Source organism: Pseudoxanthomonas koreensis (genome assembly GCF_010093225.1).
Classification (GTDB): Bacteria; Pseudomonadota; Gammaproteobacteria; order Xanthomonadales; family Xanthomonadaceae; genus Pseudoxanthomonas; species Pseudoxanthomonas koreensis.
Genome location: NZ_PDWM01000041.1, coordinates 1 through 25,545, shown reverse-complemented (window position 1 = coordinate 25,545; position 25,545 = coordinate 1). Strand labels below are relative to the sequence as shown.

Here is a 25,545-nt window from a genome sequence, read left to right as displayed (position 1 = left end):
GGGGAAGGCATCGCGGAATCGGTTCCTGGGCGGTGCGGGGCCGGGTCTGAATGCAGTACGCGGCCGACGGGTGCAGTTTGCCGGATCAGGCCGCATGATGTCGCCACGGCGGCCGCATCCTGGCGGCCCCGGTTCCGGCCCCTGGCCACCCCGTGTTCCACACGATCGACCCGCGAGTCCCGCCGCAATGCCCGACGCACTGGTTACGTTCCTCACCTCCGGCCTGGCCGGTCTTGGCTGGCTGGGCCTGCTGGCCGTGCTGCTGGTCTTCACCCAGCTGACCATCTTCTCGGTGACCCTGTACCTGCACCGCAGCCAGGCGCACCGCGGCGTGGATTTCCATCCCGCGCTCAACCACTTCTTCCGCTTCTGGACCTGGCTGACCACCTCGATGATCACCCGCGAGTGGGTGGCCATCCACCGCAAGCACCATGCGAAGGTGGAGACCGAGGAGGATCCGCACAGCCCGCAGACCCGCGGCATCGGCAAGGTGTTCTGGGAAGGCGTGGAGCTGTACCGCGAGGCGCGCGCCGACCGCCCGTCGATCGAGCAGTACGGCAAGGGCGCGCCGGACGACTGGATCGAGCGCCACCTGTACACCCCGCACGCCAACCTCGGCCCGGCCGCGCTGGCGCTGATGAACTTCGCCCTGTTCGGCCTGCCGGGCATCGCCCTGTGGGCAATCCAGATGGCGTGGATCCCGTTCTGGGCCGCCGGCGTGGTCAACGGCCTGGGCCACTGGTGGGGCTACCGCAACTTCGAATCGGCCGACACCTCCACCAACCTCACCCCGTGGGGCGTGTGGATCGGCGGCGAGGAGCTGCACAACAACCACCACGCGTTCCCGAGCTCGGCGCGCTTCTCGATGCGGCGCTGGGAATTCGACATCGGCTGGGCCGCGATCAAGAGCCTGGAGAAGGTCGGCCTGGCCAAGGTGCTGCGCGTGGCGCCGAGCCTGGACATCCGCCCGAACATCGCCACGCCCGACGGCGAGACCCTGCGCGCGCTGCTGTCGCACCGCTTCCAGGCCATGACCGACTACCAGCGCAACGTGCTCAAGCCGGCCCTGCGCGAAGAGGCTGCCGCCGCCGGCGAGAAGCTGCGCCGGCTGCTGCCGCGGCGGATGCGCCGCGGCCTGGTCGACTATGGCCGCTGGCTCAAGCCCGATGCGCGCGAACAGCTGCAGGCGTGGGTGTCGCAGCGGCCGCGGATCCAGGCCCTGGTCGAGCACCGCGCGCGCCTGGCCGCGCTGCTGGAAGCGCGCAGCCACGACGCGGCCGAGCGCCTGCGCCAGCTGCAGGCCTGGTGCCAGGAAGCCGAGGCCAGCGGCATCCGCGCGCTGCAGGAATACTCGATGCGCCTGAAGGGCTACGCGCTGGCGCACTGATGCGGCGTCCGGTGCACGTTGCGGTTGCCGCTGCCGCGGAATCGGGCCCCGTCCGGGCCGGGTCCCGGTCGTGCGCCGCAGCGGCGCGCCACGTGCCCGCGGCTCGTGTCCGCGCGAGGCGGTGGCGAGCGGTGGCCACGCTGGCGATGCTGCTGGCCGCCGGCGCCGTCGTCGCCCAGGTCGAACGCACGGGTGACTACCTGGCGCGGATGGACACCGACGGCGACGGCCGCGTCTCGCAGGCCGAGTACGTGGCCTGGATGGGCTATGCGTTCGAACGTATGGACCGCGACGGCGACGGCGTGCTCTCGCCGGCCGAACAGCCGGGTGGCAAGGGCAAGCCCCTTGCCCTGGAAACGCACCGGCAGCGCCTGGCCGAGCGCTTCAGGCGCCAGGACGCCAACGGCGACGGCTACCTCGACGCGCGCGAACTGGCCGCCCCGCCCCTGTAACCGGGCCTTGTTGGCGGCGGGGTGGGCGTCGCGCGTTCGCCGGCGTCCGGGCCCGACACGCGGTCGCACGCGCACTGGTCCGCGGCGAACTGCTTCTGCTTGCGGAAGCCGTCGAACGGACCCACCCGCGCGTCCAGCAGCGGGCGGAACGCCGGCCAAGGCAACCGGTATGCTTCACGCGCGAACAGAACAAGCGTCCGTTGCCGTCCCATGCACCGCTCGATCGCCAGCGTCATCTTCACCACCTACAACCAGCCCGACTGGCTGGAGAAGGCATTGCTGGGCTTCGCGGCGCAGGACCGGCGCGACTTCGAGGTGATCGTCGCCGACGCCGGCAGCGGCGACGAGCCCCGCGAGCGCATCGACCGCCTGCGCCCGCGCCTGCCGGTCCCGCTGCGCCACCTGTGGCAGCCCGACGACGGCTTCCGCAAATGCGAGGCGTTGAACGGTGCCATCGCCGCCAGCCGTGCCGACTACCTGATCTTCACCGACGGCGACTGCATCCCGCGCGGCGACTTCGTCTCGACCCACCTGCGCCTGCGCGAGCCGGGCCGCTTCCTGTCGGGCGGTTACCACAAGCTGCCGCTGGAAACGAGCCGGACGATCGCGCCGGAGGACATCGCCGTGGGCCGCTGCTTCGATGTGCGCTGGCTGCGCGCGCGTGGCATGCCGCTTTCGCGGCGCGACATCAAGCTCAGCGCCGGGCCCGTGGCCGGGCGTTTGCTGGATGCGATCAGCCCTGCGCGCCCGAGCTGGAACGGACACAACGCATCGGCCTGGAAGCGCGACGTACTGGCGGTCAACGGTTTCGACGAGCGCATGTGCTATGGCGGCGAAGACCGCGAGTTCGGCGAGCGCCTGGAGAACGCTGGCATACGGGGCAAGCGCATCCGCCACCGCGCGGTGACCGTGCACCTGGAGCATGCGCGCGGTTACGTCACCGCCGAAGGGGTCGAGTTCAACCGCAGTCTGCGCTCCGCGACCCGGCGTACGCGCAGCACCTGGACCGGGCACGGCATCGTGAAGGGGCCGCCGCCCGCGTGAATGCCCAGGACCGCGCCGGGTGCGGGCACCCGCCCAACCGGATCATGCGTCGTCCGCCACCGCCTGCCGGCTCCAGTGATCGAGCCAGGACTGGAACATCAGCACGCTCCACAGGTGGGTATGCCATTTGCGCTGTCCGTCCAGGAACTGCTTCCAGATCGCCTGGACCGGTCCAGGTTCGAAGTGGCCCTCGGCACGCAGCCGTGCCGGATCCAGCTGCGCTTGCGCCCAGTCGCGCAGCGGCCCGCGCAGCCAGTCGCCGACCGGTGCGCCGAAGCCGGACTTGTCCCGATACACCAGCGGCGCCGGCAGGTAGCGCGCCAGCAGCCGCTTGGGCAGGTGCTTGAGCATGCCGTCGCGGTATTTCATCGACAGCGGCAACGACCAGGCGAACTCCGCAACCCGCCAGTCCAGCAGGGGCGCGCGCGCTTCCAGGGCCACGGCCATGCTGCAGCGGTCGACCTTGGCGAGGATGTCTTCGGGCAGGTAGCAGGCGAAGTCCAGTGCCATCAGCAGGTCGGCGGGCGTGCCGTTGCGCGGCGCGGCGGCCGGATCGTCGTAGGCGGTCGCCAGCCGGCGCGCGCCGCGCACCACCGCTTCAGGCCGGCGCCAGCGGCCGACGCGCTGGCGGGCGATGCCCTGCAGGTCGCTCGTGGCCAGTTCGGCGCGCAGCGCCGCCAGGCCGCCCAGGCGCGAACGTTCGCCCGGGTCGCCGGCCAGCCGCGCCAGCAGCCGCCTCGGCAGCCGCGCCAGCCGCGCCTCGTTGCGCAGGGCACGGGCATAGCGGCCGTAGCCGAAGAACAGTTCGTCGCCGCCATCGCCGGACAGGGCCACGGTCACGTGCCGGCGGGCCAGCCGGCACAGCAGCGCGGTGGGCAGCTGCGAAGAATCGGCGAACGGTTCGTCGAAGACCGTGGCCATGTCCGGCACCAGCGCCAGCGCGGCGTGGCCGTCGGCGTGCAGTTCGGTGTGTTCGGTGCCCAGGTGCGCGGCGACCGCCGCGGCGTGCGCGCTCTCGTCGTGCACGGCGTTGTCGAAGCCGATCGAGAAACTGCGCACCGGGCGCGTGGACTGCGCCTGCATCAGCGCGGTGACCAGCGCCGAGTCGGTGCCGCCGGAGAGGAACGCGCCGAGCGGGACGTCGGCCTCCATGCGCAGCGCCACCGCGTCGCGCAGCAGCGCGTCGAGCGCGTCCAGCGCGGCCTCCTCGCCGCCATCGAAGCCGGCCGCGACTGCCACCTCCATGCGCCCGCGCGCGTCCCACCAGCACTGCTGCGCCGTGCCCGGATCGTGGCCGCCGGTGCCGGCCTGCAGCGCCGTGGCGTCCAGGCGCAGCAGGTGGCCGGCGCGCAGCTTGTGCACGCCGCGCAGGATCGAGTGCGGGGCGGGGATGTAGTCCAGGCGCAGCAGCAGGGCCAGCGCATCCGGGTCCACCTGCGGGCGCAGGGCGGGATGGGCGCGCAGCGCGGCCAGTCCGCTGCCGAACAGCAGCGTGCCGTCGTCGGCCCAGCCGTAGTACAGCGGCTTCTTGCCGACCCGGTCGCGGGCCAGCCACAGCGCCCGCTCGTGGCGGTCCCAGGCGGCCAGTGCAAGCATGCTGTTGCTGCGTTCCAGCGCCTGCGCCACGCCCCATTGGGCGATCGCCGCCAGCAGCACCTCGGTGTCGGAATGGCCGCGGAAGCGGTGGCCCAGCGCCTCCAGCTCCGCGCGCAGCGCGCGGTGCGAATAGACCTCGCCGTTGAAGGCCAGCACCCAGCGGCCGTCGGCCGAGACCATCGGCTGGTGCCCTTCCGGGCTCAGGTCGAGGATCGACAGGCGCCGGTGCGACAGGACCAGGCCGTCGGCCGGGGCGCTCCAGGGGCCGCTGTCGTCCGGGCCGCGAGGGGCGATGGCCCGGCCCATGCGCCGGCCCCGGACGTCGAGCTCCTCCTGGCTGGAGCGCGGCTGGGGCGACCAGGCGCCGGCGATGCCACACATGCGCCGGCTCTCAGCGTTCGGCCCGCGGCGCGGGCGTGGCGACGGGCTGGCCGTGCTGCAGCAGCCACAGCATGATCGACTTCTGCCGCACGTAGTTGGCGCGCACGTAGGCGTAGACCAGCCCGCGCCAGCCGTCGAGGAAGCCGCCGCGCAGCAGGTAGCCGCGCCAGAAGCGCCAGGCCGGGGCGAGCACCAGCTTGGCCACGCTGGCGCGCTTGCCGCGGGCGAATTCGTGCTCGGCCATCATCCGCGCGTAGCGCCCGGTCTTGGCCAGTTGTTGTTCCAGCGAGCGGTACGGGTAGTGGACCAGGTCGCCCGCCAGCAGGCGCACCGGGCCGTCGACGCTGGCTGCTTCGTGGATCTCGCGGTTGCCGCGCCAGCCGCCCCGGCGCCGGTCGAACAGGCGCAGTACCCGGTCCGGGTAGGCGTTGCCGTGGCGCAGGAAGCGGCCGAAGTAGTCCGACAGGCGCGCGAAGCGGTAGCCGGCCGCGCCGGCGAAACCGGCCGCGCGCGCGGCCTGGATCGCGTCGCGCAGTTCCGCGCCGACCCGCTCGTCCGCGTCCAGGCACAGCACCCAGTCGTGCGCGGCCTGCTCCACGGCGAACCGCTTCTGGCTGCGGAAGCCGTCGAACGGGCGCTGCAGCACGCGCGCGCCGGCGGCCTCGCACAGCGCGACCGTGCCGTCGGTGGAACCGGAGTCGACCACCACGATCTCGTCGCAGAACGCCAGCGAAGCCAGGCAGTCGCCGATGCGGTCGGCTTCGTTGAACGCGATAATGCAGGCCGACAGCGGCGCCATGCCGGCGCGTGGCGCGGACGACGACGAGGGCACGGGAGTGGCGATGGCGGACTACCTGCTGTTTGCGACCGAACGCTACGGACTGCCCATTCTGCAGCCGTTGGCGCAGGCATTGCACGCCCGCGGCGCACGGGTGCATGCGCTGCTGGCCGGCGGCGCGGCCGGGCTGGCGCTGCCGGCGCCGGTGCGGCAGGTGGACGTGCGCGCCGCCGCCGCGCTGCGCACCCGCGCGGTATTCAGCGCGTCCAACGAGGTGCCCACCTTCGTCCCCGGGGCCAAGGTGCAACTGTTCCACGGTTTCAACGTGGAGAAGCGTGCCGACGGGCGCGGCCACTTCCGCGTGCGCGGGCTGTTCGACCTGTACTGCACCCAGGGGCCGGCGACCACGGTTCCGTTCCAGGCGCTGGCCGGCCAGCTGCGGCATTTCGCGGTGGCCGAGACCGGCTGGCCCAAGCTCGACCCGCTGTTCCGCGACGACGGCGGCGCCAGCGCCGCGCTGCGCGCCCCGGCCGGTGGCCGGCCGGTGGTCATGTTCGCCTCGACCTTCACCGAGCGCCTGAGCGCGGCCCCACACCTGTACCCGGCCATCGCCGCGGAGATCGCCCGCGGCGACCGTTACTGGCTGCTCACCCTGCACCCGAAGTGCCCGCCGGCGCTGTTCGAACGCTACCGCGCGCTGGCCGGCGCCAATGCCGCCTTCGTCGAACCCGAGCAACTGGTGACCGCGCAACGCGCGGCCGACGTGCTGCTGGCCGACACCACCTCGGTGGTGTCCGAGTTCGTGGTCCAGCTCAAGCCGGTGGTCACCTTCCGCAACCGCGCGCCGAAGCCGCACATGATCGACTTCGACGACCCGGCGTCGCTGCCGCGGATGCTGGCGCGCGCCTTCGATCCCGCGCCGGAACTGCGCCAGGCCATCGCCACCTATGCCGACGCGATCCATCCCTGGCGCGACGGCCGTTCCTCGGAACGGGTGATCGACGCCACCGAGGCGTTGTTGGCGCGGGGCCTGCACACGCTGGCGCGCAAGCCGCTGTCCTCGTGGTGGCGCGCGCTGCAGATCCGCCGCGAACTGGGTTACCTGCGGCCCTGAGCTGGCCGCGCCCGCCGCCGCCATGCCGGCGGGCCGGCAACGCACCGCAGCGGCGATGGCGTCACCAGCGCAGCCGGCGCGCCGCGAGGGTGCGGCCGAGCTGCGCGTACAGCGCGCGCGCTTCGGCCTCGGGTAGGAAACGGATCCGCAGCGGCGGCGACATCGCCCCGGCGCCGGCGGTGTCCAGCCACAGCGTCGCGGTGCCGAGCCAGCGGTCCAGCGGCGAGCGCTGCAGGCGCAACGCCTGCAGCTTGTCGACTTCGGCGAAGCGCCACCAGCGCGTCCACCAGCCGCCACGTACCGCGACCAGGCGCGCGTCGACCGCATAGCCGATCCGCCCGGCCTGGCGCCAGGCCGCGTACGCCGACCACGGCAGCCACAGCAGCACCAGCAAGGCCCACGGGCCGAGCTTCCACGCCAGCGCGCCCGCCAGCAGCAGGTTCCAGGGCGCGCTGCCGGCGAACAGCCGCCACCAGGCGTTGCGCGGCAACGGCCGCCACTGCGCCGGTGGCCAGGCCGCGCCGGACAGCAGGTGCGCGGCCAGCGCGTCGCAGGCCTCGGGCGTGGCGATCGGCGCCAGTTCGCGCAGCTTGCGCGGGTCGTCCTCGCGTCCGCCGGTGGCGGTGTCGATGCGCAGGCTGCGCCGGCCCAGCCAGCGGTGCAGCAGGCTCTCGTGCAGGTACCAGGCCTGGATCCGGCGCTGCGCCACGCTGCTGCGCATGCGTGCGAACAGGCCGCGCTCCACGGTCAGCCGCCGCCCGTCCTGGCCGAGGCGGAAGCCGTAGTACTGGGTCATCGCCAGCAGCACCGACAGCAGCCGCACCAGGAAGACGAACGCGCCCGCGAAGGCCAGGCCCAGCGCGAGCATTCCCGTCCAGCCCAGGTGCAGCGCCTCGCCGTAGCCGGCGGCCTGGCGGATCGAGTCCTCGACCGCGCGCGCCATCCAGCGTTCGTTGGGGAACAGCTGCCAGAGCAGGCCGAAGATCGCGGCGACCACGATCATGCCGCGGTTGGAAACCAGCCCGAGCCGGATCACCTCGGGCACGGACAGGGCCAGCAGGACCCGATCCTCGCCTTCTGCACCGGCCTGCGCCGGCGCGACGCCGGCCTCGACCGGCGCCACCGCCGTGCCGCGATGGCGCACCAGCCGTTCCAGCGCCAGCGCGTCGGCCAGGCCGAGCACGCGCATGTGCGCCTCCGGCTTGTCGCCGCCGGCCGATTCCAGCCGCACCTCGGCCACGCCGAAGACCCGGTGCAGCAGCGACTGGTGCAGGCCGACGTTGTGGATCCGCGCGAACGGGATCTCGCGCTGCGAGCGCTGCAGCAGCCCGCTGCGGATGGTGATCGCGTCGGCGCCGACCCGGTAGCGGTAGGTGAAGTACTGCAGCACCGAGACCACGACCAGCACGACCACGCCGGCGAGTGGCGCCAGCTCCCACCACTCTTCGCTGCCGCTGCGGCGACCGGCGAACAGCAGCACCAGCAGCGGCACGATGAACTGCCGCAGTTGCTGCAGCAGCACGAACAGCCACGACCACGGGTGCAGCCGCCGTTCTGCGGCATCGATGGCAGGGCCTGGCACGCCGTTCACAGCGCGTCGTCGGCTTCGACCTGGCGGGCCAGGTGCGTGCGCAGCGCCTCGGCGTCGGCCAGCGCCAGCAGCGGCAGCTTCACCGCGGCCATGCGCGTGCCGGCGGTATGCACCACCAGCGTGGCCAGGCCCAGCTGGCGTTCGATCGGCCCGCGTTCCAGGTCCAGGTGCTGCACGCGCGAGACCGGTACCAGGGTCTCGTTGCGCCACAGCCCGCCTCGGCGGGTCGCGAAGCCGTCGTCGTCGAGCTTCCAGCCGATGCGGCGGTGGCGCAGCAGCCCGACCAGGATGCCCAGCGCCAGGCCAAGCAGCGCCGCCGCAGCGACGAACGGGATCCGCGGCAGGCCCAGCGGCGTCGAGCCCGCCAGGCCGAGTCCGAGCCCGGCCGGGATGGCGAAGCCGATGCCGGCGCCGATGGCGTAGAGCAGGGCGCCGCGCCGGGGCAGCGGCTGCCATGGCGCGCCTGTCGCGGTCGCGGCGGGCAGTGGCGGCGGGAGCGGGGACGGTTCGTCCTGGGCGTCGGTCACGGGCGTGCCTGGGCGTGGCTGCGATAGCCTGATCCTAAGCGTTCACGCGCGCCGATGCGCGCACCTGTGCCGCGTGGCGCCGCGTTCCACCACATGCGTTGCCCGCCTCGCGGTCAGGCAGGCCTCTGCGCCCACTCGCGCTCTTCGTACGGATTGACCTCGCCGCTGCCGGGCGGACGCAGAGTGTAGCGCTTGTAGGTCCACTGGTACTGCGACGGATCGCGGCGCGCGATCCGCTCGACCTCGCGGTTGAGGCAGGCCACGGCCAGCCTTGGGTCGGCATCGGCGATCTGCCCCGGCGCCTGCTCGATGTGCAGGACGAACCCCGGGCCGTCGCCGATGCGCTCGCACCAGGCCAGCAGCACCGGCGAACCGGTGCGTTCGGCCAGCCGCGAGAGCAGCGTCATGGTCAGCGCCTGGACGCCGAAGAACGGTGCGAACTCGCCGTCGCCGGCCTTGGGCTGCTGGTCCGGCAGGATGCCGACCGCACCGCCTTCCTTGAGCGCCTTCCACAGCTGCCGCACCGCCGGACCTTCCGCGCGCACCTGGCGCACGTTGTCCACGCCGCGCACCTGCTGCAGGAATTCGTCGCCCACTTCCGAGTCGGGCGGCCGGTAGACGATGGCCACCGGTCCGCGCGACGCCAGCCACTGGTTGAGCAGTTCCCAGTTGCCGAAGTGCGGCGCGGCCACGATCACGCCGCGGCCGGCCGCCAGGGCCTGGTCGTAGAGCCCGCCGCCGTGCACCTCGCGCAGCAGCGACAGGTTGCGGGTCGTGGGCTGCGTCCACAGCTTGAGCGTCTCCAGCGCCTGGCGCGCGGTGGTGCGCAGGATCCGCCGGTGCAGGGCCTCGCGCTCGGCCACCGGCAGTTGCGGGAAGGCCAGCTCCAGGTTGATCCGGGTCACCCGGCTTTCACGGGCGTTGCGGCGCAGCCAGAGCGCGGCGACGCCGTCGCCGAGCCGGTACAGCCAGGGCCATGGCAGGCGCCCCAGCAGGCTGGCGGCGAAGACGAGCAGGCGGGCTTTCGTGCGGGGGGACATGGCGCAAGTCTAGCCGTGCCGGCCCGCCATCTCTGCCGGACCCGGGTGCCGTCCACCGGCCTTGCACTGGCCGCGGGCCGGTTGCCGTCGCCGAGGGGAGGCCAACCCCCCGGGGTGACAAGGCATGGCCCTGCCCCGATCCTGTAGGCCCTTCCCGTGACTGCCCGGCCATGCTCGCCCTGATCCAGCGTGTCACCGAAGCCTCGGTCCGGGTCGACGGCCAGGTCATCGGCGCGATCGGCCCCGGCCTGCTGGCCCTGGTCGGCGTGCAGCCCGGCGACGATGCCGCCCAGGTCGCACGGATGACCCAGCGGCTGCTGGGTTACCGCGTTTTCGCCGACGATGCCGGCCGGATGAACCGCTCCCTGGCCGATACCGGCGGCGGCCTGCTGCTCGTCAGCCAGTTCACCCTGGCCGCCGACACCAGTTCCGGCATGCGTCCGGGCTTCAGCACGGCGGCCGCACCGGACGAGGCTGAACGCATCTTCGGCCTGCTGCTGGACGCGTGCCGCCGGCAGCACGCCGGGGGGGTGGAAACCGGCCGCTTCGGCGCCCATATGGTGATCAGCCTGGTCAACGACGGCCCGGTCACCTTCCTGCTGCGGGCCTGAGTCCTGCTGAACGGCGGTCGCCCGCAAGTGCTTGACGCACAAGGCCGGACAGGCTTTCCGCGGGTCGGCCTGTTATAATGCTAGGTTCACTTCACCTCTCCAGACCGGTGGCGCCACACATGGCCAACGAACGCCCAGCCCAATCCGAAATCAAGCAGCTCATCAGCAAGGGCCTGGAGCAGGGCTACCTGACCTATGCCGAGGTCAACGACCACCTGCCCGACGACATCGTCGACGCCGAGCAGATCGAAGACATCATCGGCATGATCAACGGCATGGGCATCGACGTCCATGAAGTGGCGCCGGATGCCGAGACCCTGCTGCTCAACGACGGCAACACCGGCAACCGCGAAATCGACGACACCGCCGCCGAGGAAGCCGCCGCCGCGCTGACCGCGCTGGATTCGGAAGGCGGCCGCACCACCGACCCGGTGCGCATGTACATGCGCGAGATGGGCACGGTCGAGCTGCTGACCCGCGAGGGCGAGATCGCCATCGCCAAGCGCATCGAGGAAGGCCTGGGCCAGGTCCAGGCGGCGCTGGGCAGCTTCCCGTGGTCGGTCGAACTGCTGCTCGAGGAATACGAACTGCACAAGGCCGGCAAGAAGCGCCTGGCCGAGGTCCTGGTCGGCTTCAACGACCTGGTCGAGGAGGTGCCGGAACCGGCACCCGCCGCGGTCGAGGCCGACGGCGACGCCGAGGCCGACGAGGACGACGACGAGGACGTGGCCGAGGAAGAAGAGGCCGAGGCCGGCCCGACCGGCCCCGATCCGGTCGAGGTCGCGCGCCGCATGGACGCGCTGGCCGCCGACCTGGCCAAGTTCAAGAAGGCCAACGCCAAGGCGGGCCCGCAGGCCAAGAACGTGGTGAAGATGCGCGCCGAGATGGCCGAGCAGTTCGTCAGTTTCAAGCTGCCGCTGGCGCTGACCGACACCCTGGTGCGCAAGATGCGCGAGGTGATGGGCGAGATCAAGGACCACGAGCGCCGCGTGCTTCACCTGGCAACGGTGGTGGCGCACATGCCGCGCAAGGACTTCATCCGCGCCTGGGACGGCAACCAGGTCAACCTGGAGTGGGTGGACGAGGTCCTCAAGCGCAAGCAGAAGTGGTCCTCGGCGCTGCGCGAGGTCAAGGACCAGATCGTGTCCGAGCAGCAGGCCACCATCGCCATCGAGCAGGCCATGTGCCTGGAGCTGGCCGACATCCGCGAGATCGGCCGGCAGATGGCCTACGGCGAGGCCAAGGCGCGCAAGGCCAAGAAGGAAATGGTCGAGGCCAACCTGCGCCTGGTGATTTCGATCGCCAAGAAGTACACCAACCGCGGCCTGCAGTTCCTGGACCTGATCCAGGAAGGCAACATCGGCCTGATGAAGGCGGTCGACAAGTTCGAGTACCGTCGCGGCTACAAGTTCTCGACCTATGCGACCTGGTGGATCCGCCAGGCGATCACCCGCTCGATCGCCGACCAGGCGCGCACCATCCGCATCCCGGTGCACATGATCGAGACGATCAACAAGTTGAACCGCATTTCCCGCCAGATGCTCCAGCAGTACGGCCGCGAGGCCACGCCGGAGGAGCTGGCCAAGGAAATGGACATGCCCGAGGACAAGATCCGCAAGGTCATGAAGATCGCCAAGGAGCCGATCTCCATGGAGACCCCGATCGGCGACGACGAGGACTCTCACCTGGGCGATTTCATCGAGGACACCAACGTGGAGTCCCCGATCGACAACACCACCAACATCAACCTGTCCGAGACCGTGCGCGACGTGCTCGCCGGGCTGACCCCGCGCGAGGCCAAGGTCCTGCGCATGCGCTTCGGCATCGACATGAACACCGACCACACCCTCGAGGAAGTGGGCAAGCAGTTCGACGTCACCCGCGAGCGCATCCGCCAGATCGAGGCCAAGGCCCTGCGCAAGCTGCGCCACCCGAGCCGCTCGGAGCAGCTGCGGAGCTTCCTGGATATCGACTGAGCCGGGTTGGTACGAACGTGCTTGAGCGAAGGCCCCGCAATGCGGGGCCTTCGCTTTTTCGGGGCATATAGCCGCACTCGCCACCGCCCACTACACTGCGGATTCGCTGCGGGCCTATAGCTCAACGGTTAGAGCAGGGGACTCATAATCCCTTGGTTCCAGGTTCGAATCCTGGTGGGCCCACCAAACAGTCTTCTGAAAACGGCAGCGCAGCGCGGATCAGCGCGGCACGCTCTCGCGTGCGCCGGGATAGTCGTTTTCGGGGTCGGGGCGGTTGTCGCGTGGGTCGTCGGGTTGGTCGTGGTCCTTCCAGCGTGCCTTGTCGTTGCGTAACCGGTCGGTTGCGGGCGGCTTGCTCAGGTCGCTTTCAGGGTTGGGCCGCGGTGCATCGTTGCTTCCCATCGTCCACCTCATTCGATGCGCGGATTGCACGTGGCATTGCAGGGAGCGGCCGGTTAGCCGGTCGTGATCCGCGCATGCAGGCGGCGTGAAGGGCGGGGTGCCGGGCATCGGACGGGCGGCCTTGCACGGTCCGGCGATGCGAGTAAGGTTGCCGCATCGATCCGTACCGTCCGACGGTCCGCAGGCAGCATGGGCCAGCCGGAAGACAGCCCTCTTCACCAGCCGCAGGAGTGGACCATGAAGGGAAATGCAGGCAAGGCAGTACTGGTCGCGATCGTCGTGGCCGCCGCCGCGGTTTCGGGATGCGCGAGCACGCCCAGGGATGCGAGCACCTTCGGGCGCGGGGTCGCAGGGGAAGTGCAGAGCGTGGAATGGGGCACCATCCAGGCCTTGCGTGCGGTGGCGATCGAGAGCGGGCGCAGGCTCACCAGCGATACCGCGGCGGTCGAATTCACCGTGCAGCTGGATTCGGGCAAGTCGATCGTGGTCGTGCAGCCGGGCAACGTGGCCGACTTCCGGGTCGGCGACCGCGTCCGCGTCACCAACGATGGCTCGCAGACGCGCGTGGCCCGCTGAGGCGCGCTAGAACCACCAGCGCACGCCGGCGAGCCAGCGCGTGTCGCTGACCGGTTCCCCCGCCTGCCGCCGATGGTCGGCGGTCCCGCCGTAAGCGCGTTCGTATGCGACGCCAACGTAGGGCGCGAATTGCCGGGTGATCTCGTAGCGCAGGCGTACGCCGGCCTCGGCCGTGGACAGGCCCGAGCCGGTGCCGCGTTGCGGATCGGCGCGGCCCATGAATTCCACTTCGACCAGCGGCTGCAGCACCAGGCGGCTGGTGAACAGCAGCTCGTACTCGACCTCGGCGGTGAGCATGCTGCGTCCGCCTTCGCCAAGGTACGCGGTGGCCGCGACTTCGAACTTGTACGGCGCCATGCCCTGCACGCCGAGCGCCGCCCACGTCTGCGAGGGCCCGGGGTTGAAGTCGTGGCGCACGCCGGCCAGCAGGTCCCACCACGGGCTGATGCCGCGCCCGTAGAACGCTTCCAGGTCGGCGGAGGCGGTGCGGCCATGTTCGCGTTCGCCCTCGCTGCGCAGCCACAGGCGCTGCACGTCGCCGCCGATCCAGGCGCGGCCTTCCCAGGCCTGGCCGGTGCCCGGATCGGCATCCCATGCCTCGAAGCGGTTGAAGCGGACCATGTTGTGGATGCCGCCGCCGTGCGCGTGTCCATCATGCAGCGGTGCGAAGGCGGCGGCACGGTCGGCGTCGGTGGGAACCGGGATGGGTTCGCGTGGCGCCTGCGCGCCGGGGTTGCGCGGCGTGCAGTGGCCCATCGCGGCATGTTCCGCGGTGCAGCTGGCTGCGGATGCCGGCGCCGCTGCCGGCGTTTGCGCTGGAGTCGATACGGATGGCGGAGCGGCGGCGGGCAGCGTGCAATGACCCATCGCCGCATGCTCGGGCGTGCAGCCGGCCTGGGCCCACGCGAACGTGGGCACACCGGTGAGTGCCAGTGTCGTGGCGAGGAGAAGCGTCGCGCGGCTCATGCGCTTTCCTCCACGCGCACCTCGCGCATCATTCCGCCTTCCATGTGGTAGAGCAGATGGCAGTGGTAGGCCCAGCGGCCGAGCGCGTCCGCGCGCACGCGGTAGCTGCGGCGGGTACCCGGCGGCATGTCGATGGTGTGCTTGCGCACCTGGAACGCGCCGCCGGCGTCCTCAAGGTCGCTCCACATCCCGTGCAGGTGGATCGGATGCTGCATCATCGTGTCGTTGACCAGGACGATGCGCATGCGCTCGCCGTAGTTCAGCCGCAGCGGTTCGGCGCTGGCGAACGGGATGCCGTCGAAGGACCAGGCGAACTTCTCCATGTGCCCGGTCAGGTGCAGCTGGATCTCGCGGCCCGGTTCGCGGCCGTCGGGATCGTCGAACAGGCTCTTCAGGTCGGCGTAGGCGAGCACGCGGCGGCCGTTGTCGCGCAGGCCGATGCCCGGGTCGTCCAGGCGCGGGCCGGTGGGCGAGGACTGCATGTCCACCAGCGGGTTGCCGCGTTCGCCCGGTGGATGCACGACCGTGCCGGCACTGCCGTGACCGGCATGCGCGTCGCCAGCGCCGCCGTGCATGGCGGCGCCGCAGCCGCCCTCGGCCATCGCCGCGCCGCAGCCGCCTTCCATCGGTGTGGCGGCATGCGCGCCGTGGGCGCCGTGCGAACCATGACCCATGTCCTCCATGGTCAGCAGCGGCCGCGGATCGTTCACCGGCACCGGCGCGACCAGGCCATGGCGCACCGCCAGCGTGCCGCGGGCGAAGCCCGTCCGGCCCATGTCCTGGGCGAAGATCGTGAAGGCGTCCTGGCCCGAAGGTTCGACGATCACGTCGTAGGTCTCGGCCACGGCGATGCGCAGTTCGTCCACCGTCACCGGATGCACGTACTGGCCGTCGGCGGCGACCACGGTCATCTTCAGGCCGGGGATGCGCACGTCGAAGTAGGTCATCGCGCCGGCATTGATGAGCCGCAGCAGTACTTTCTCGCCCGGCTGGAACAGGCCGGTCCAGTTGCCCGCCGGCGGCAGGCCGTTGAGCAGGTAGGTGTAGGTGTGGCCGTTGACGTCGGACAGGTCGCTGGGCGTCATCCGCATCCGCCCCCACATGCCGCGGTCGGACAGCGTCGCGCCCAGGCCGTCCTCGCGCGCGTCGCGCAGGAAGTCGCCGACGGTGCGCTTGTAATGGTTGTCGTAGGACGGCGCCTTCTTCAGCCGGCGGAACAGCGCGGCCGGGTCCAGGTCGGTCCAGTCCGACAGCAGCAGCACGTGCTCGCGGTCGTAGTGGAACGGCGGTGGCTGCAGCGGGTCGACGATGATCGCGCCGTACAGCCCGGCCTGCTCCTGGAACATCGAATGGCTGTGGTACCAGTAGGTGCCGGACTGGCGCAGGGTGAAGCGGTACAGCCACGACTCGCCCGGGGCGATGCCGTCGAAGCTCATGCCCGGCACGCCGTCCATGTCGGCCGGCAGCAGGATCCCGTGCCAGTGCACCGAGGTCGGCGCATCGGCCAGGTGGTTGCTCACGCGCAGGGTGACGGTATCGCCCTCGCGCCAGCGCAGCAGCGGCGCCGGCAGGCTGCCGTTGACGGTGATGGCCGGGCGCGCGCGGCCGGTGATGTTCACTTCGCTGGCGCCGATGGCCAGGTCGAAGGCGGTGCCGGTGAGTACCTGGGGTGCGGTCGCGGTGGCGGCGTGCGCAGGGATCCGCAGCAGACCGCTGCCGCCGGCCAGGCCGGCGAAGGCCAGGCCCTGCACGAAGCGCCGGCGGTCCAGCGCTGGCGCGTGGCGGGGGGGGATCCGGGAAGAGCTGGTCATTCTGGTTCCAGTCGATGCCGGGCACGCGGGCGCGGCGGGTACGTACGGGCGTGCGTGTCGGCAGGGGTGGCGCGCGGCACCGGTGACGGCAGGCCCGCGGTCGCGGTGGAGCATCCAGTATTCCACAGCCTGGAGCGGGTACAGGGTCAAGTCCGGCCGCCCTGGCCGCTCATGCATCGGCCCGTTCGCCCGCCGGCACCTGCGCGGCCAGCCAGGCGCGCAGCGACGCCGGCTTCACCGGTTTGGTCAGCAGCCGATAACCGCGCTGGCGCGCCTGGCGCTTGAGCTCGTCGCGGCCGTCGGCGGTGAGCAGCGCGCCGGGGATGTGCCCGCCGGCCGAGCGTAGCGCATCGAGCGTGTCCAGGCCGTCGAGCCGGTCGTGCAGGTGGTAGTCCACCAGCATCGCCTGCGGCGCGCTGTCGGCCATCCGCGCCAGTGCTTCGTCCACCGTACTGGCGGTGATCACCGTCGCCTGCCAGCGCGCCAGCAGCATGCGCATGCCGTCCAGGATCTCCTGGTCGTTGTCCACGCACAGCACCCGCAGCCCGGCCAGCGAGCCGGAGCCCGGAAGCATGGACGAGGAGCGGCGCGATGCCGCCGGCAGCGCCGCCACGCGCGGCACCGTGATCGAGAACATGCTGCCGCGGCCGACCTCGCTGTGCGCGTCGAGCCGGTGCTCGAGCAGGCGCGAGATGCGCTGGCAGATCGACAGGCCAAGTCCCAGCCCGCGCTCGCCCCAGTCAAACGGTTGCTGGTAGCGGTGGAACTCGTCGTAGATCTGGCGCATGTGCTGCCGGGGAATGCCCGGGCCGGTGTCCCATACCTGCAGCGCGACCTGGTCGCCGTGCACGCGCATGCCCAGCACGATCCTGCCCTTGCGGGTATAGCGCAGCGCGTTGGCCAGGAAGTTCTGCAGCACCCGGCGCAGCAGGCGGCGGTCGCTGCGCACCGGGCGGGCGCGCGCGTGCACGCGCAATTCCAGGCCGCGGCCGGCGGCGACCGGTGCGTACTGCGCGGCCAGTTCCTGCAGCAGTTCGCCGGCGTCGAACACGGTCACGTCGGCCTGCAGCGCGCCGGTGTCCAGGCGCGAGACGTCGAGCAGGCCGTCGAGCAGTTCCTCGGCCGCGCGCAGCGAGGCGTCCACGCGCTCGGCCAGGTGCGGCTGGTCCACGTTCGGGCCACCGTCGCGCAGGGCCGAGGCGAACAGGCGCGCGGCGTTGAGCGGCTGCAGCACGTCGTGGCTGATCGCGGCCAGGAAACGGGTGCGCGACTGCTGCGCGTGCTCGGCCTCGCGGGTGCGCTCGGCCACGCGCTGTTCCAGGTTTTCGTTGGCCTCGCGCAGCGCCTGCTCGGCGTGCTTGTAGGCGGTGATGTCGTTGTAGCTGGTGACGTAGCCGCCACCGGGCAGCGCCTGGCCGCGCATCTCGATCACGCTGCCGTCGCTGCGCACGCGCTCGACCACGTGCGGGGTGCCTGCACGCATGTGCTCGATGCGCTTGCGCACCTGGGTGTCGACGTCGCCTTCGCCCAGTTCGCCGCGCTCGGCGTTGTAGCGGATCAGGTCGGCGACCGGGCGGCCGACGTAGAGCATGCCGGCCGGGTAGCCGAACATGCGCTGGTAGCCGCGGTTCCAGGCGACCAGGCGCATGTCGGGGTCGACCACGCTGACCCCGGCGCTGATGTTCTCCAGCGTGGTGGAGAGGATCTCGCGGTTGAAGCGCAGCTCCTGGCCGGCCTCGTCGAGCAGGGCCATCACCTCGCTCAGGTGCATGCCCGAGCCACGCAGCGCACTGGTCAGCACCAGGCGCGCGGAGGCCGCGCCGATCGAAGCGGCGATCAGGCGCTCGGTGAATTGCGCCCAGGCGCGGTCGGCCGTGGCGGCCGGCTGCAGTTCGCGGCCCAGGGCGATGGCCTGCTCGGAGAACGCGCGCCGCGCATGGCGCTCGCCGACGATGCGGATTGCCAGCGAGAGCAGGTCGCCGACGCTGACGTTGCCGGGCCACTCGCCGGGCGCCAGTGCCTGGCGCTCGGCATAGGGATCCAGGAACGGGGCGATGCGCAGGCGCTCGTCCACGCCCAGCCGCGAGCGTGCCGAGACCAGCATCATCACGCCGCCGTTGAGCAGCAGCGACCAGAACGTGCCATGGGTGAGCGGATCCCAGCCGCTGAGCCCGAACAGCTGCTGCGGCCGCAGCCAGTGCACGCCGAACGGGCCTTCCAGCAGCCACGCCGGATCGAACAGCCCCGAGGTGGACAGCGCCGGCAGCAGCAGCGTGTAGATCCAGGTCGCGAAGCCGGCCAGCAGGCCGAACTCCACGCCGCGGCGGCTGGCACCGCGCCAGTACAGGCCGCCGATCAGCCCCGGCGCGAACTGCGCTACCGCCGCGAACGCCATCAGGCCGTACGCGGCCAGGGTATTGTCGCCGCCGATCCAGCGGTAGTAGCCGTACGCGCACAGTGACAGCAGCAGGATCGCCGCGCGCCGCACCCACAGCACCATCGAGGCCACGTCGGCGGCGGCATGGCGTTCGCCCCAGCCGCGCCGCAGCAGCACCGGCATCACCAGGTCGTTGCTGACCATGGTGGCCAGCGCGATGCTGGACACGATCACCATGCCGGTGGCCGCGGAGAAGCCGCCGACGTAGGCGGCCAGCGCCAGCGCGCCGCGGCCTTCGGCCAGCGGCAGGGCCAGGACGAAGGTGTCGCTGGCCACCTCGCCACCGCTGCCGAACAGGGCTACGCCGGCGGCGGCGATCGGCACCACCATCACCGAGATCAGCAGCAGGTAGCCGCCGAACATCCAGCGCGCCTTGCGGATGTCGGCCACGTCGCCGCACTCCACGACCGCGACCTGGAACTGGCGCGGCAGGCAGACGATGGCGAGGAAACCGAGCAGGGTCTGGGCGATGAACCCCACCGGCGGCGCTTCCTGGAACAGCGTGCGCGCCGAGTCGGCGATGCGCAGCTCGTGCCCGCCCAGCCAGGCCCAGGCGAAGATGCCCACCGCGACCATCGCCACCAGCTTGACCAGCGATTCCAGCGCGATGGCCAGCATCATGCCGTGGTGATGCTCGGTGGCGTCGACCTGGCGGGTGCCGAACAGTGCCGCGAACAGCGCCATCAGCAGGGCCACGTACAGTGCCGGATCGGCGAGCGCGACGGCCTGCCCGGCCGCGTGCCCGGTAAGCACCGCCAGGCTCATCGCCACGGCCTTGTACTGCAGCGCCACGTACGGGATCACGCCGACCAGGGCGATTACGGTGACCAGTGTGGCCAGCCGCCGCGAGCGGCCGTAGCGGGCGGAGATGAAGTCGGCGATGGAGACGGTGTTCTGGCTGCGCGCGACCAGCGCCAGCCGTTCGATGATCCGCCAGCCGAACACGAACAGCAGCAGCGGGCCCAGGTAGATCGGCAGGTAGCCGATGCCGTTGCGCACCGCGCTGCCGACCGCGCCGTAGAAGGTCCAGGAGGAGCAGTACACCGCCAGCGCCAGGCTGTAGACCACCGGACGCAGCCACGGCCGGTCCGGGTACATCGGGCGGCGGTCGCCCCACCACGCCACCGTGAACAGCAGCGCGGCGTAGCCGATCGATACCAGCAGCAGGATCCAGCTCGGCAAGGCGGCCCTCCTCCGCACCTCGACGCGGCGAGTGTACTGCGGCGCCCCGGGGAGGCGGGCTTCCCGATGCCGCGCGCCAGCCTGCCTCCGCGCAGCGGTGCCGCCTTTGTAGGAGCCCACTTCAGGGGGCGACCCGAGGCCACCTGGAAACAGCCGCGCTGGACGCGGCCGCTCCGGAGTGCACGCGTTGAACGCGGTGCCTCAAGCGGCGTCGGGTCGCCCCCTGAAGTGGGCTCCTACAAGGAGCGGGTGTCGCTGGTGGTCAGGGCGCGGGCGAGGGCTTCGGCCTGCACCCGCAGTTCGGGTACGGCGATGCTTTCCCAGGCTTCGCCGATGCGCAGGCTGCCGATCGCGCGCAGGTCGTCCTGCGCGCCGCCACCGGCATCCAGCAGGCGGCCTTCGGCGTCGGTGCCGAGGCCGATGCCGTGCGCGCCCGGCCGCGCATGGCCATCGCCGAGCAGCTGCTCCAGCAACGGGTTGCGCATGGCCTGCACGCGCAGCTCCATCCCGGTGGCGTTGACCACGTGGGCCACGTCGAGCACCACGCTGCGGCCGTCGCGGCCGCGCGCGGCCAGGTGCACGCAGCGCGGCCCGGCCATGGCCATGTCCAGGCGCGCGCGGTGCACATGCAGGCGGCCACGCTGCTGCTGGCCCTGCAGCAGCGCATGCACTTCAGGAGCGATGCGATGGCGGTGGATGTCCCAGGCGCGCAGCGCATGGCGCAGGAAGCGCCGCTGCTCGGCCGCCGGCAGCGAGCGCCACAGCGCCTGCACGTGCGGACGGACCGCCTCCATCACCGCCTGCCACGGCAGTCCACGCGTCGCGGCATCGCGGACCTGGCCGCGCAGCCGGCGCAGCCGCGCCCGCGTGCCCAGGCCATGCAGGGCATCGACATCGAAGTCGCGGTCCACGGCATGCGCGACGGCATGCGGCAGCGGCAGCAGCGCATGCCGCGACAGCAGGTGCACCGGGCCGTGATGCCCGTTGGCCACCAGGGTCAGCACCGCATCGACCATGCTCAGGCCGGTGCCGACGATGCAGACCTCCGCATCAGGCGCGATCGCGGCGACACCCGCGTAGTCCCAGGCATCGACCAGCAGTGGCCGCGCCAGCGCACCGGAGCCGCGCACCGGCAGCGGGCGTGGCGCGTTGCCGGTGGCCAGCACCACGTGCCGCGCGCGCCAGCGGCCTTCGCTGCCTTCCAGCACCCAGCCGTCCGCGGCCGGGTCGCGGTGCAGGCCGTCGATCCGCTGCGGCACGATTTCCAGCGATGCCGGGCTGGCCTGTCGCGCCTGCGCCAGCCGCTCGCGCAGGTAGGCGGCGTACTCGCGGCGCAACGCGAACGCGCCGGCCAGCGTGGCGCGCGGCGTTCCGGCGAAGCCGGGCCGCGCCGCGAGCCAGTCGAGGAAATCGTCGGCACCGTCGGGGAACGCGCTCATCCGCCTGCAGGGCACGTTGAGCAGGTGCTCGGGGCGCCCGGTGGCGTAGGCCACGCCCAGGCCGGGCTCGCCGGGTTCGAACACGGCGATGCGCAGCGGCGCCGTCGCCTGGCGCAGGCATTGCAGCGCCACCAGCGTGCCGGCGGCGCCGCCACCGACGATGCCGATGTCGAAACGGGACTGCATGGGCGCGCATTCTACCCGGCCGCGGTGCCCGGGCTTGCGGCTCACATGAACGAATCGGCCAGCCGCGACAGCCCTTCCAGGCTGCGCTTCCACGACGGTCGCCGGCGCCACTGTTCCAGCGACAGCATCTCCGAGTGCATCAGGTAGTCGGCCTCGATTGCGTGCATGCGCGCGACCACGCCGGGGTCGTAGCAGAGCAGGCCGATCTCGGCGTTCAGCGCGAACGAGCGGATGTCCAGGTTGATCGAGCTCACCAGCGCCACCGAATCGTCCACGCTCAGGTGCTTGGCGTGCATGAAGTGCGGCTGGTACAGCGCGATCTTCACCCCCGACGCCAGCAGTTCCTCGTAGTACGACTGCTGCGCCAGCAGCAGCAGGCGCTTGTTGTTGGTCGCCGACAGCACCAGCTGCACGTCCACGCCCGACAGCGCGGCGATCCGCAGCGCGCTCAGGGTGGCGTCGTCGGGCACGAAGTACGGCGTGGTCAGCACCAGCCGGTGCTGGGCCAGGTGGATCAGCGAGGCGACCGTTTCGCCGGCGTTGCCGAACGGATAGGCCGGGCCGCTGGGCAGCAGCTGCGCGGCCACGTCCTCGGCGTGCACCGGCCGTACCGGCGAGACCTCGAGCATCTGCCCGGTCTCCAGGTACCAGTCGCTGGCGAACACCGCCTCCATGTGCGAGACGATCGGGCCGCGTGCGCGGGCGACCAGCTCGCGGTTCGGATGCCCGGGCACGAACACCGCGTCGGCCAGGTTCTGCGAGCCGACGTAGCCGACGTGATCGTCGATCACCGCGATCTTGCGGTGGTTGCGCAGGTCCATGCGGCTGCTGCGGCGCCAGCGCAGGCCGCCGGGCATCATCCGCTGCACCTCCACCCCGGCTGCGCGCAGCGGCGCGTGGAAGCGCCGCCAGCCCTGCTTGGCGCCGACCGCGTCCAGCAGCAGCCGGCAGCGCACGCCGCGCGCGGCCGCGCGGACCAGCGCATCGGCCACCGCGCGGCCGACCGCGTCGTCGAGCATCAAGTAGTACAGCAGGTGCACGCGTGCCTGCGCCGCGTCGATGTCGGCGACCAGGGCGCGGATCGAGCCGTCGTAGTCGTCGAGCAGTTCGACCGCGTTGCCGCGCACCGGCATGAAATCGCCCATGCGCTCGACCAGCGGCACTGTCTCGGCGGCCGGGCCGGTGGCCGGCGGCTGCCAGCGCAGTGCGCGTTGCGGCGCCTGGCCTTCGCGGATCGCCTGCGAGGCCTGGCCCTGGCGACGGCGGCGCTGCTCCGACAGCCACGGCTGGCCCAGCAGCAGGTACAGCGGCAGCCCCAGCAGCGGCACGAAGAACGCCAGCAGCAGCCAGCTGCGGGCGGCGGCGGGGTTGGAGCGGCTGGGGATCCACCACAGCGCCGCCAGCCGGAACGTCCAGTCCAGGGCGAACAGGATGGTGCCGAAGGACCAGTCGCTCATCAGGGCGGCCGTGGCGGCGGGGATGGGTCGATTCTGCGGTGGCGGGAGGCCGGAGTGCAAAAGCGCACCACCTGTCCGGTCCTTCGCCGGGCACTCGCCCCGCCCGCACGGATTGCGCCGGACGTGCCGTCCCGGCCGGTGTCAGGAGCTACCGTGGCCGCTCAGGCATCCATCGAGCAGGTCCAGCGAGGTGTCGTACTCCGGCGCCGTCACCTGCATCAACCCGAGCAGGGTATGGAACAGCGAGTCCTGGCTGACCGCCTGCCGGCCCGCCTTGTCCTTCAGGCAGGCGAGGTTGATGCCGCCGCTGCCCGAGAAGCCCGGCGACAGCCACATCACCATCGGCACCTTCTTCTGCTCCTCCGGTGCGATCGCGTACGGCATCCCGTGCAGGTAGAGCCCGCCTTCGCCCAGCGACTCGCCATGGTCGGACAGGTAGACCAGGGCCGTGTCGCGCTGCACCTGCGCGGCGAGCAGGCGGATGGCGCGGGCGAGCAGGTCATCGGTATACAGCGTGGCGTTGTCGTAGGCGTTGACCACCTGTTCGCGGCTGCACTGGCCCAGCTCGGAACTGCGGCACTCGGGCAGGAAGCGGGCGAACTCCGGCGGATGGCGCCTGTAATAGGCGGGGCCGTGGTTGCCCAGCTGGTGCAGCACGATCACCGCGTCGCCCTCGCCGAGCTGGTCCACTTTCGCGGACAGCGCCTTGAGCAGGATCCCGTCCAGGCAGCCTTCGGCGTTGCAGAACTCCGGGTCGTCGGCGTGTTCGAAGGACTGGACGTCCAGGCCCGTGCATACCCCCTTGCAGCCGCCCTGATTGTCCAGCCAGGAGACGCCGATGCCGGCATGGCCGAGGACGTGCAGCACCGATTCGGAATTGCGCACCTTGTCCTTGCTGTACGCCTCGCGCGTATACCGCGAGAACATGCACGGCAGCGACACCTCGGTGGCGGTGCCGCACGAGGACACATCGGTGAAATTCACCAGGTCCATGCGCGCCAGCTGCGGCGTGGTCTGCCGGGCGTAGCCGTTGAGGCCCCAGTTCTGCGCGCGCACCGTCTCGCCGACCACCAGCACCAGCAGCCGGGGACGCTGCCCGGGCGATTTCCCGGCGACGTGGGCACCGGCGCCGAGGGTGGTGCGCGGCCGGTTGCGGGCCGCGCCGTCGTCGGCGGCGACCCGGACCAGGGACGCCAGGTAGTTGCCGGGGGTGATGAGGTGGCGGATCTCGCGATGGTTGCGCATCAGCGCCGACAGGCTCTGGAACGACACCAGCGCCGACCCCAGCACCGCGACCAGCGCCAGCACGATGGCGCCGGCACGCAGCAGCATCGCGCGGCCGGGCTTGCGCCGGACCAGCCGCACGCGCCACGCCAGCGCCGCGGGCAGGATGCCGGCCAGCAGCACCCTGCCGAGCAATCCCATGGAAACCAGTTCCGAGGACTCGCGGGCGTCGGTCTGCAGGACGTTGCGCACCATGTCGGTGTCGAAGTAGACCCCGTAGTGGTCCATGAAGTACGCCGCCGCCGCGGAAGCCGGAAGCAGCAGTGCCAGCACCGCCCTCACCGACCAGTTGTTGAACAGCAGCAGCGCCAGCAGCATGTTCAGCGCCCACACCAGCACGAACAGGCACGCGCCCGTGCCCAGGCCGGCAAGGCCATGCAGCGCGCCGGTGGCGTACACGGAGCGGAACAGCGCGACGTTGGCGGACGTGGTGAGGAACAGCCCGACCAGCACGGCCAGCATCTCCTGGCTCATCTCCGGGCGGAACCCGTCCCAGGCGCGCGCGAGCGGCAGCCACAGCGCCGACGACCGGCGCCTGGCGCTCTGCAGGATCGCGCTCATCGCGCGTCTCCGGCGGCGGCGTCCTGCACCGCCGGCTGCCCCGGCCACAGCATCGTCGCGTACAGGCCAAGCGCGATGCTCCAGCACACTCCGGCGGTGACGATGTCATGGGAGAGGAAGTGCGCGCCGCGCAGCTGCTGCGAAATGCCGAACACCAGGCCGCCGGCGATGCCTGCGGCCAGTCCGATCCAGCGCCAGCGCGGCGCCACCGCCATCAGGAAGAAGTACAGCGCCAGCCAGGCGTAACCGGCACTGGCGTGTCCGGAAGGGAAGCAGCGCCCGCGCGACATCCCCAGCGGACGCAGTTCGAACAGCCCGACGAACTGCCGCTGCCCGCCGTAACGGGCCAGGTCCCAGGGGCAGTCCATGTTGGTCCAGGACTTGGTCCAGGCCACCACCAGGCACGACAGCAAGGTTGCCAGCAGCAGGTAGCCCAATGGCCGGCGCCACGGCCGCCAGGCGCGGCTGGCCATGGCGCCGGACCAGGCCATGGCCAGCACCAGCCAGGCCGCCGCGTTGAGGTTGCGGCCATGGACATGGATCACCGTGTCGGTGAGCCATGCGCGGCGCAGCGGCCAGCCGTGACCGCCCCAGGCGTAGATGCGATCGGCCAGCAACTGGTCGCCGCCGCCCACCGCCCACGCCAGCAGTGCGCCCAGCACGGCGACCGGCACGAGCAGATGCAGCCACAGGACTGCCGCACCCGGATGCCTGCCTTGCAACCCGGGGGAGGGGAGGGAGCAGGGC

20 protein-coding genes and 1 tRNA gene are annotated in these 25,545 nt (G+C 71.6%); 8 read left to right on the top strand and 13 right to left on the bottom strand.

The window, feature by feature from the left end; all coding sequences use genetic code 11:
- The first annotated feature begins 187 nt into the window (after window positions 1–187).
- The 3 genes from CSC64_RS11795 to CSC64_RS11785 all read left to right on the top strand — a co-directional run bounded on the left by CSC64_RS11795 (window position 188) and on the right by CSC64_RS11785 (window position 2,883).
- Window positions 188–1,387, top strand: coding sequence for a DesA family fatty acid desaturase (locus CSC64_RS11795; RefSeq protein ID WP_162435522.1), 1,200 nt, complete (start codon window positions 188–190; stop codon window positions 1,385–1,387).
- A 146-nt stretch (window positions 1,388–1,533) separates the two neighbouring features.
- Window positions 1,534–1,839, top strand: coding sequence for an EF-hand domain-containing protein (locus tag CSC64_RS11790; RefSeq protein ID WP_162435525.1), 306 nt, complete (start codon window positions 1,534–1,536; stop codon window positions 1,837–1,839).
- Window positions 1,840–2,049: 210 nt separating this feature from the next.
- The gene (locus CSC64_RS11785) at window positions 2,050–2,883 is read left to right on the top strand and encodes a glycosyltransferase family 2 protein (RefSeq protein ID WP_162435521.1); all 834 of its coding nucleotides are present in this window, start codon (window positions 2,050–2,052) and stop codon (window positions 2,881–2,883) included.
- 42 nt (window positions 2,884–2,925) lie between these two features.
- Here the strand turns inward: CSC64_RS11785 and asnB are convergent, their stop codons facing one another.
- Both asnB and CSC64_RS11775 read right to left on the bottom strand, forming a co-directional pair.
- Window positions 2,926–4,860, bottom strand: a complete 1,935-nt coding sequence (gene asnB, locus CSC64_RS11780; protein WP_162435520.1) for an asparagine synthase (glutamine-hydrolyzing) — start codon at window positions 4,858–4,860, stop codon at window positions 2,926–2,928.
- A 10-nt stretch (window positions 4,861–4,870) separates the two neighbouring features.
- Complete coding sequence (locus tag CSC64_RS11775; RefSeq protein ID WP_162435519.1) at window positions 4,871–5,659, bottom strand: glycosyltransferase family 2 protein; 789 nt, start codon at window positions 5,657–5,659, stop codon at window positions 4,871–4,873.
- Window positions 5,660–5,702: 43 nt separating this feature from the next.
- On the opposite strand from CSC64_RS11775, the gene CSC64_RS11770 reads away from it, so the two are divergent.
- Window positions 5,703–6,752 carry a CDP-glycerol glycerophosphotransferase family protein gene (locus CSC64_RS11770; RefSeq protein ID WP_162435524.1) on the top strand — a complete coding sequence of 350 codons (1,050 nt, stop codon included), beginning with the start codon at window positions 5,703–5,705 and terminating at the stop codon, window positions 6,750–6,752.
- A 61-nt stretch (window positions 6,753–6,813) separates the two neighbouring features.
- On the opposite strand, the gene CSC64_RS11765 is transcribed toward CSC64_RS11770, so the two are convergent.
- The 3 genes from CSC64_RS11765 to CSC64_RS11755 form a co-directional block, all read right to left on the bottom strand.
- Window positions 6,814–8,343, bottom strand: coding sequence for a PH domain-containing protein (locus tag CSC64_RS11765; protein WP_425501717.1), 1,530 nt, complete (start codon window positions 8,341–8,343; stop codon window positions 6,814–6,816).
- On the bottom strand, window positions 8,340–8,870 hold the full coding sequence (locus CSC64_RS11760) for a PH domain-containing protein (protein ID WP_162435517.1): 531 nt from the start codon (window positions 8,868–8,870) through the stop codon (window positions 8,340–8,342). The genes CSC64_RS11765 and CSC64_RS11760 overlap by 4 nt, the downstream gene beginning before the upstream one ends.
- Window positions 8,871–8,983: 113 nt before the next feature.
- Window positions 8,984–9,910 (bottom strand): lauroyl acyltransferase, encoded by a 927-nt coding sequence (locus tag CSC64_RS11755; RefSeq protein WP_162435516.1) that lies wholly within the window; start codon window positions 9,908–9,910, stop codon window positions 8,984–8,986.
- 170 nt (window positions 9,911–10,080) lie between these two features.
- On the opposite strand from CSC64_RS11755, the gene dtd reads away from it, so the two are divergent.
- The 3 genes from dtd to CSC64_RS11740 all read left to right on the top strand — a co-directional run bounded on the left by dtd (window position 10,081) and on the right by CSC64_RS11740 (window position 12,683).
- Complete coding sequence (gene dtd, locus CSC64_RS11750; RefSeq protein ID WP_162435515.1) at window positions 10,081–10,521, top strand: D-aminoacyl-tRNA deacylase; 441 nt, start codon at window positions 10,081–10,083, stop codon at window positions 10,519–10,521.
- A 119-nt stretch (window positions 10,522–10,640) separates the two neighbouring features.
- A complete protein-coding gene (gene rpoD, locus CSC64_RS11745) occupies window positions 10,641–12,497 on the top strand; it encodes an RNA polymerase sigma factor RpoD (RefSeq protein ID WP_162435514.1) in 1,857 nt (618 codons plus the stop codon).
- A 110-nt stretch (window positions 12,498–12,607) separates the two neighbouring features.
- Window positions 12,608–12,683 (top strand) — tRNA-Ile (locus CSC64_RS11740).
- Between the two features lie 33 nt (window positions 12,684–12,716).
- Here CSC64_RS11740 and CSC64_RS11735 read toward each other — a convergent pair.
- The gene (locus tag CSC64_RS11735) at window positions 12,717–12,899 is read right to left on the bottom strand and encodes a hypothetical protein (RefSeq protein WP_162435506.1); all 183 of its coding nucleotides are present in this window, start codon (window positions 12,897–12,899) and stop codon (window positions 12,717–12,719) included.
- Window positions 12,900–13,136: 237 nt separating this feature from the next.
- Between CSC64_RS11735 and CSC64_RS11730 the strand changes: the two genes are divergently transcribed.
- Window positions 13,137–13,475, top strand: coding sequence for a hypothetical protein (locus CSC64_RS11730; RefSeq protein WP_162435513.1), 339 nt, complete (start codon window positions 13,137–13,139; stop codon window positions 13,473–13,475).
- Window positions 13,476–13,481: 6 nt separating this feature from the next.
- Here the strand turns inward: CSC64_RS11730 and CSC64_RS11725 are convergent, their stop codons facing one another.
- From CSC64_RS11725 to CSC64_RS11695, 7 genes are all read right to left on the bottom strand, one after another.
- The gene (locus tag CSC64_RS11725) at window positions 13,482–14,441 is read right to left on the bottom strand and encodes a copper resistance protein B (RefSeq protein ID WP_162435512.1); all 960 of its coding nucleotides are present in this window, start codon (window positions 14,439–14,441) and stop codon (window positions 13,482–13,484) included.
- On the bottom strand, window positions 14,438–16,252 hold the full coding sequence (locus tag CSC64_RS11720) for a copper resistance system multicopper oxidase (RefSeq protein WP_162435511.1): 1,815 nt from the start codon (window positions 16,250–16,252) through the stop codon (window positions 14,438–14,440). Before CSC64_RS11720 ends, CSC64_RS11725 begins: the two co-directional genes overlap by 4 nt.
- A 169-nt stretch (window positions 16,253–16,421) precedes the next feature.
- The gene (locus CSC64_RS11715) at window positions 16,422–19,871 is read right to left on the bottom strand and encodes a hybrid sensor histidine kinase/response regulator (protein WP_162435510.1); all 3,450 of its coding nucleotides are present in this window, start codon (window positions 19,869–19,871) and stop codon (window positions 16,422–16,424) included.
- Between the two features lie 236 nt (window positions 19,872–20,107).
- On the bottom strand, window positions 20,108–21,496 hold the full coding sequence (locus CSC64_RS11710; protein ID WP_162435509.1) for an FAD/NAD(P)-binding protein: 1,389 nt from the start codon (window positions 21,494–21,496) through the stop codon (window positions 20,108–20,110).
- A 41-nt stretch (window positions 21,497–21,537) separates the two neighbouring features.
- Window positions 21,538–22,956 carry a cardiolipin synthase gene (gene cls / locus CSC64_RS11705; protein ID WP_162435523.1) on the bottom strand — a complete coding sequence of 473 codons (1,419 nt, stop codon included), beginning with the start codon at window positions 22,954–22,956 and terminating at the stop codon, window positions 21,538–21,540.
- Between the two features lie 138 nt (window positions 22,957–23,094).
- A complete protein-coding gene (locus tag CSC64_RS11700; RefSeq protein ID WP_162435508.1) occupies window positions 23,095–24,798 on the bottom strand; it encodes a phosphoethanolamine transferase in 1,704 nt (567 codons plus the stop codon).
- Window positions 24,795–25,545, bottom strand: a 751-nt coding sequence (locus tag CSC64_RS11695) for a phosphatase PAP2 family protein (RefSeq protein ID WP_338014853.1), incomplete at its 5' end; no start/stop codon positions are given. The genes CSC64_RS11700 and CSC64_RS11695, both read right to left, overlap by 4 nt.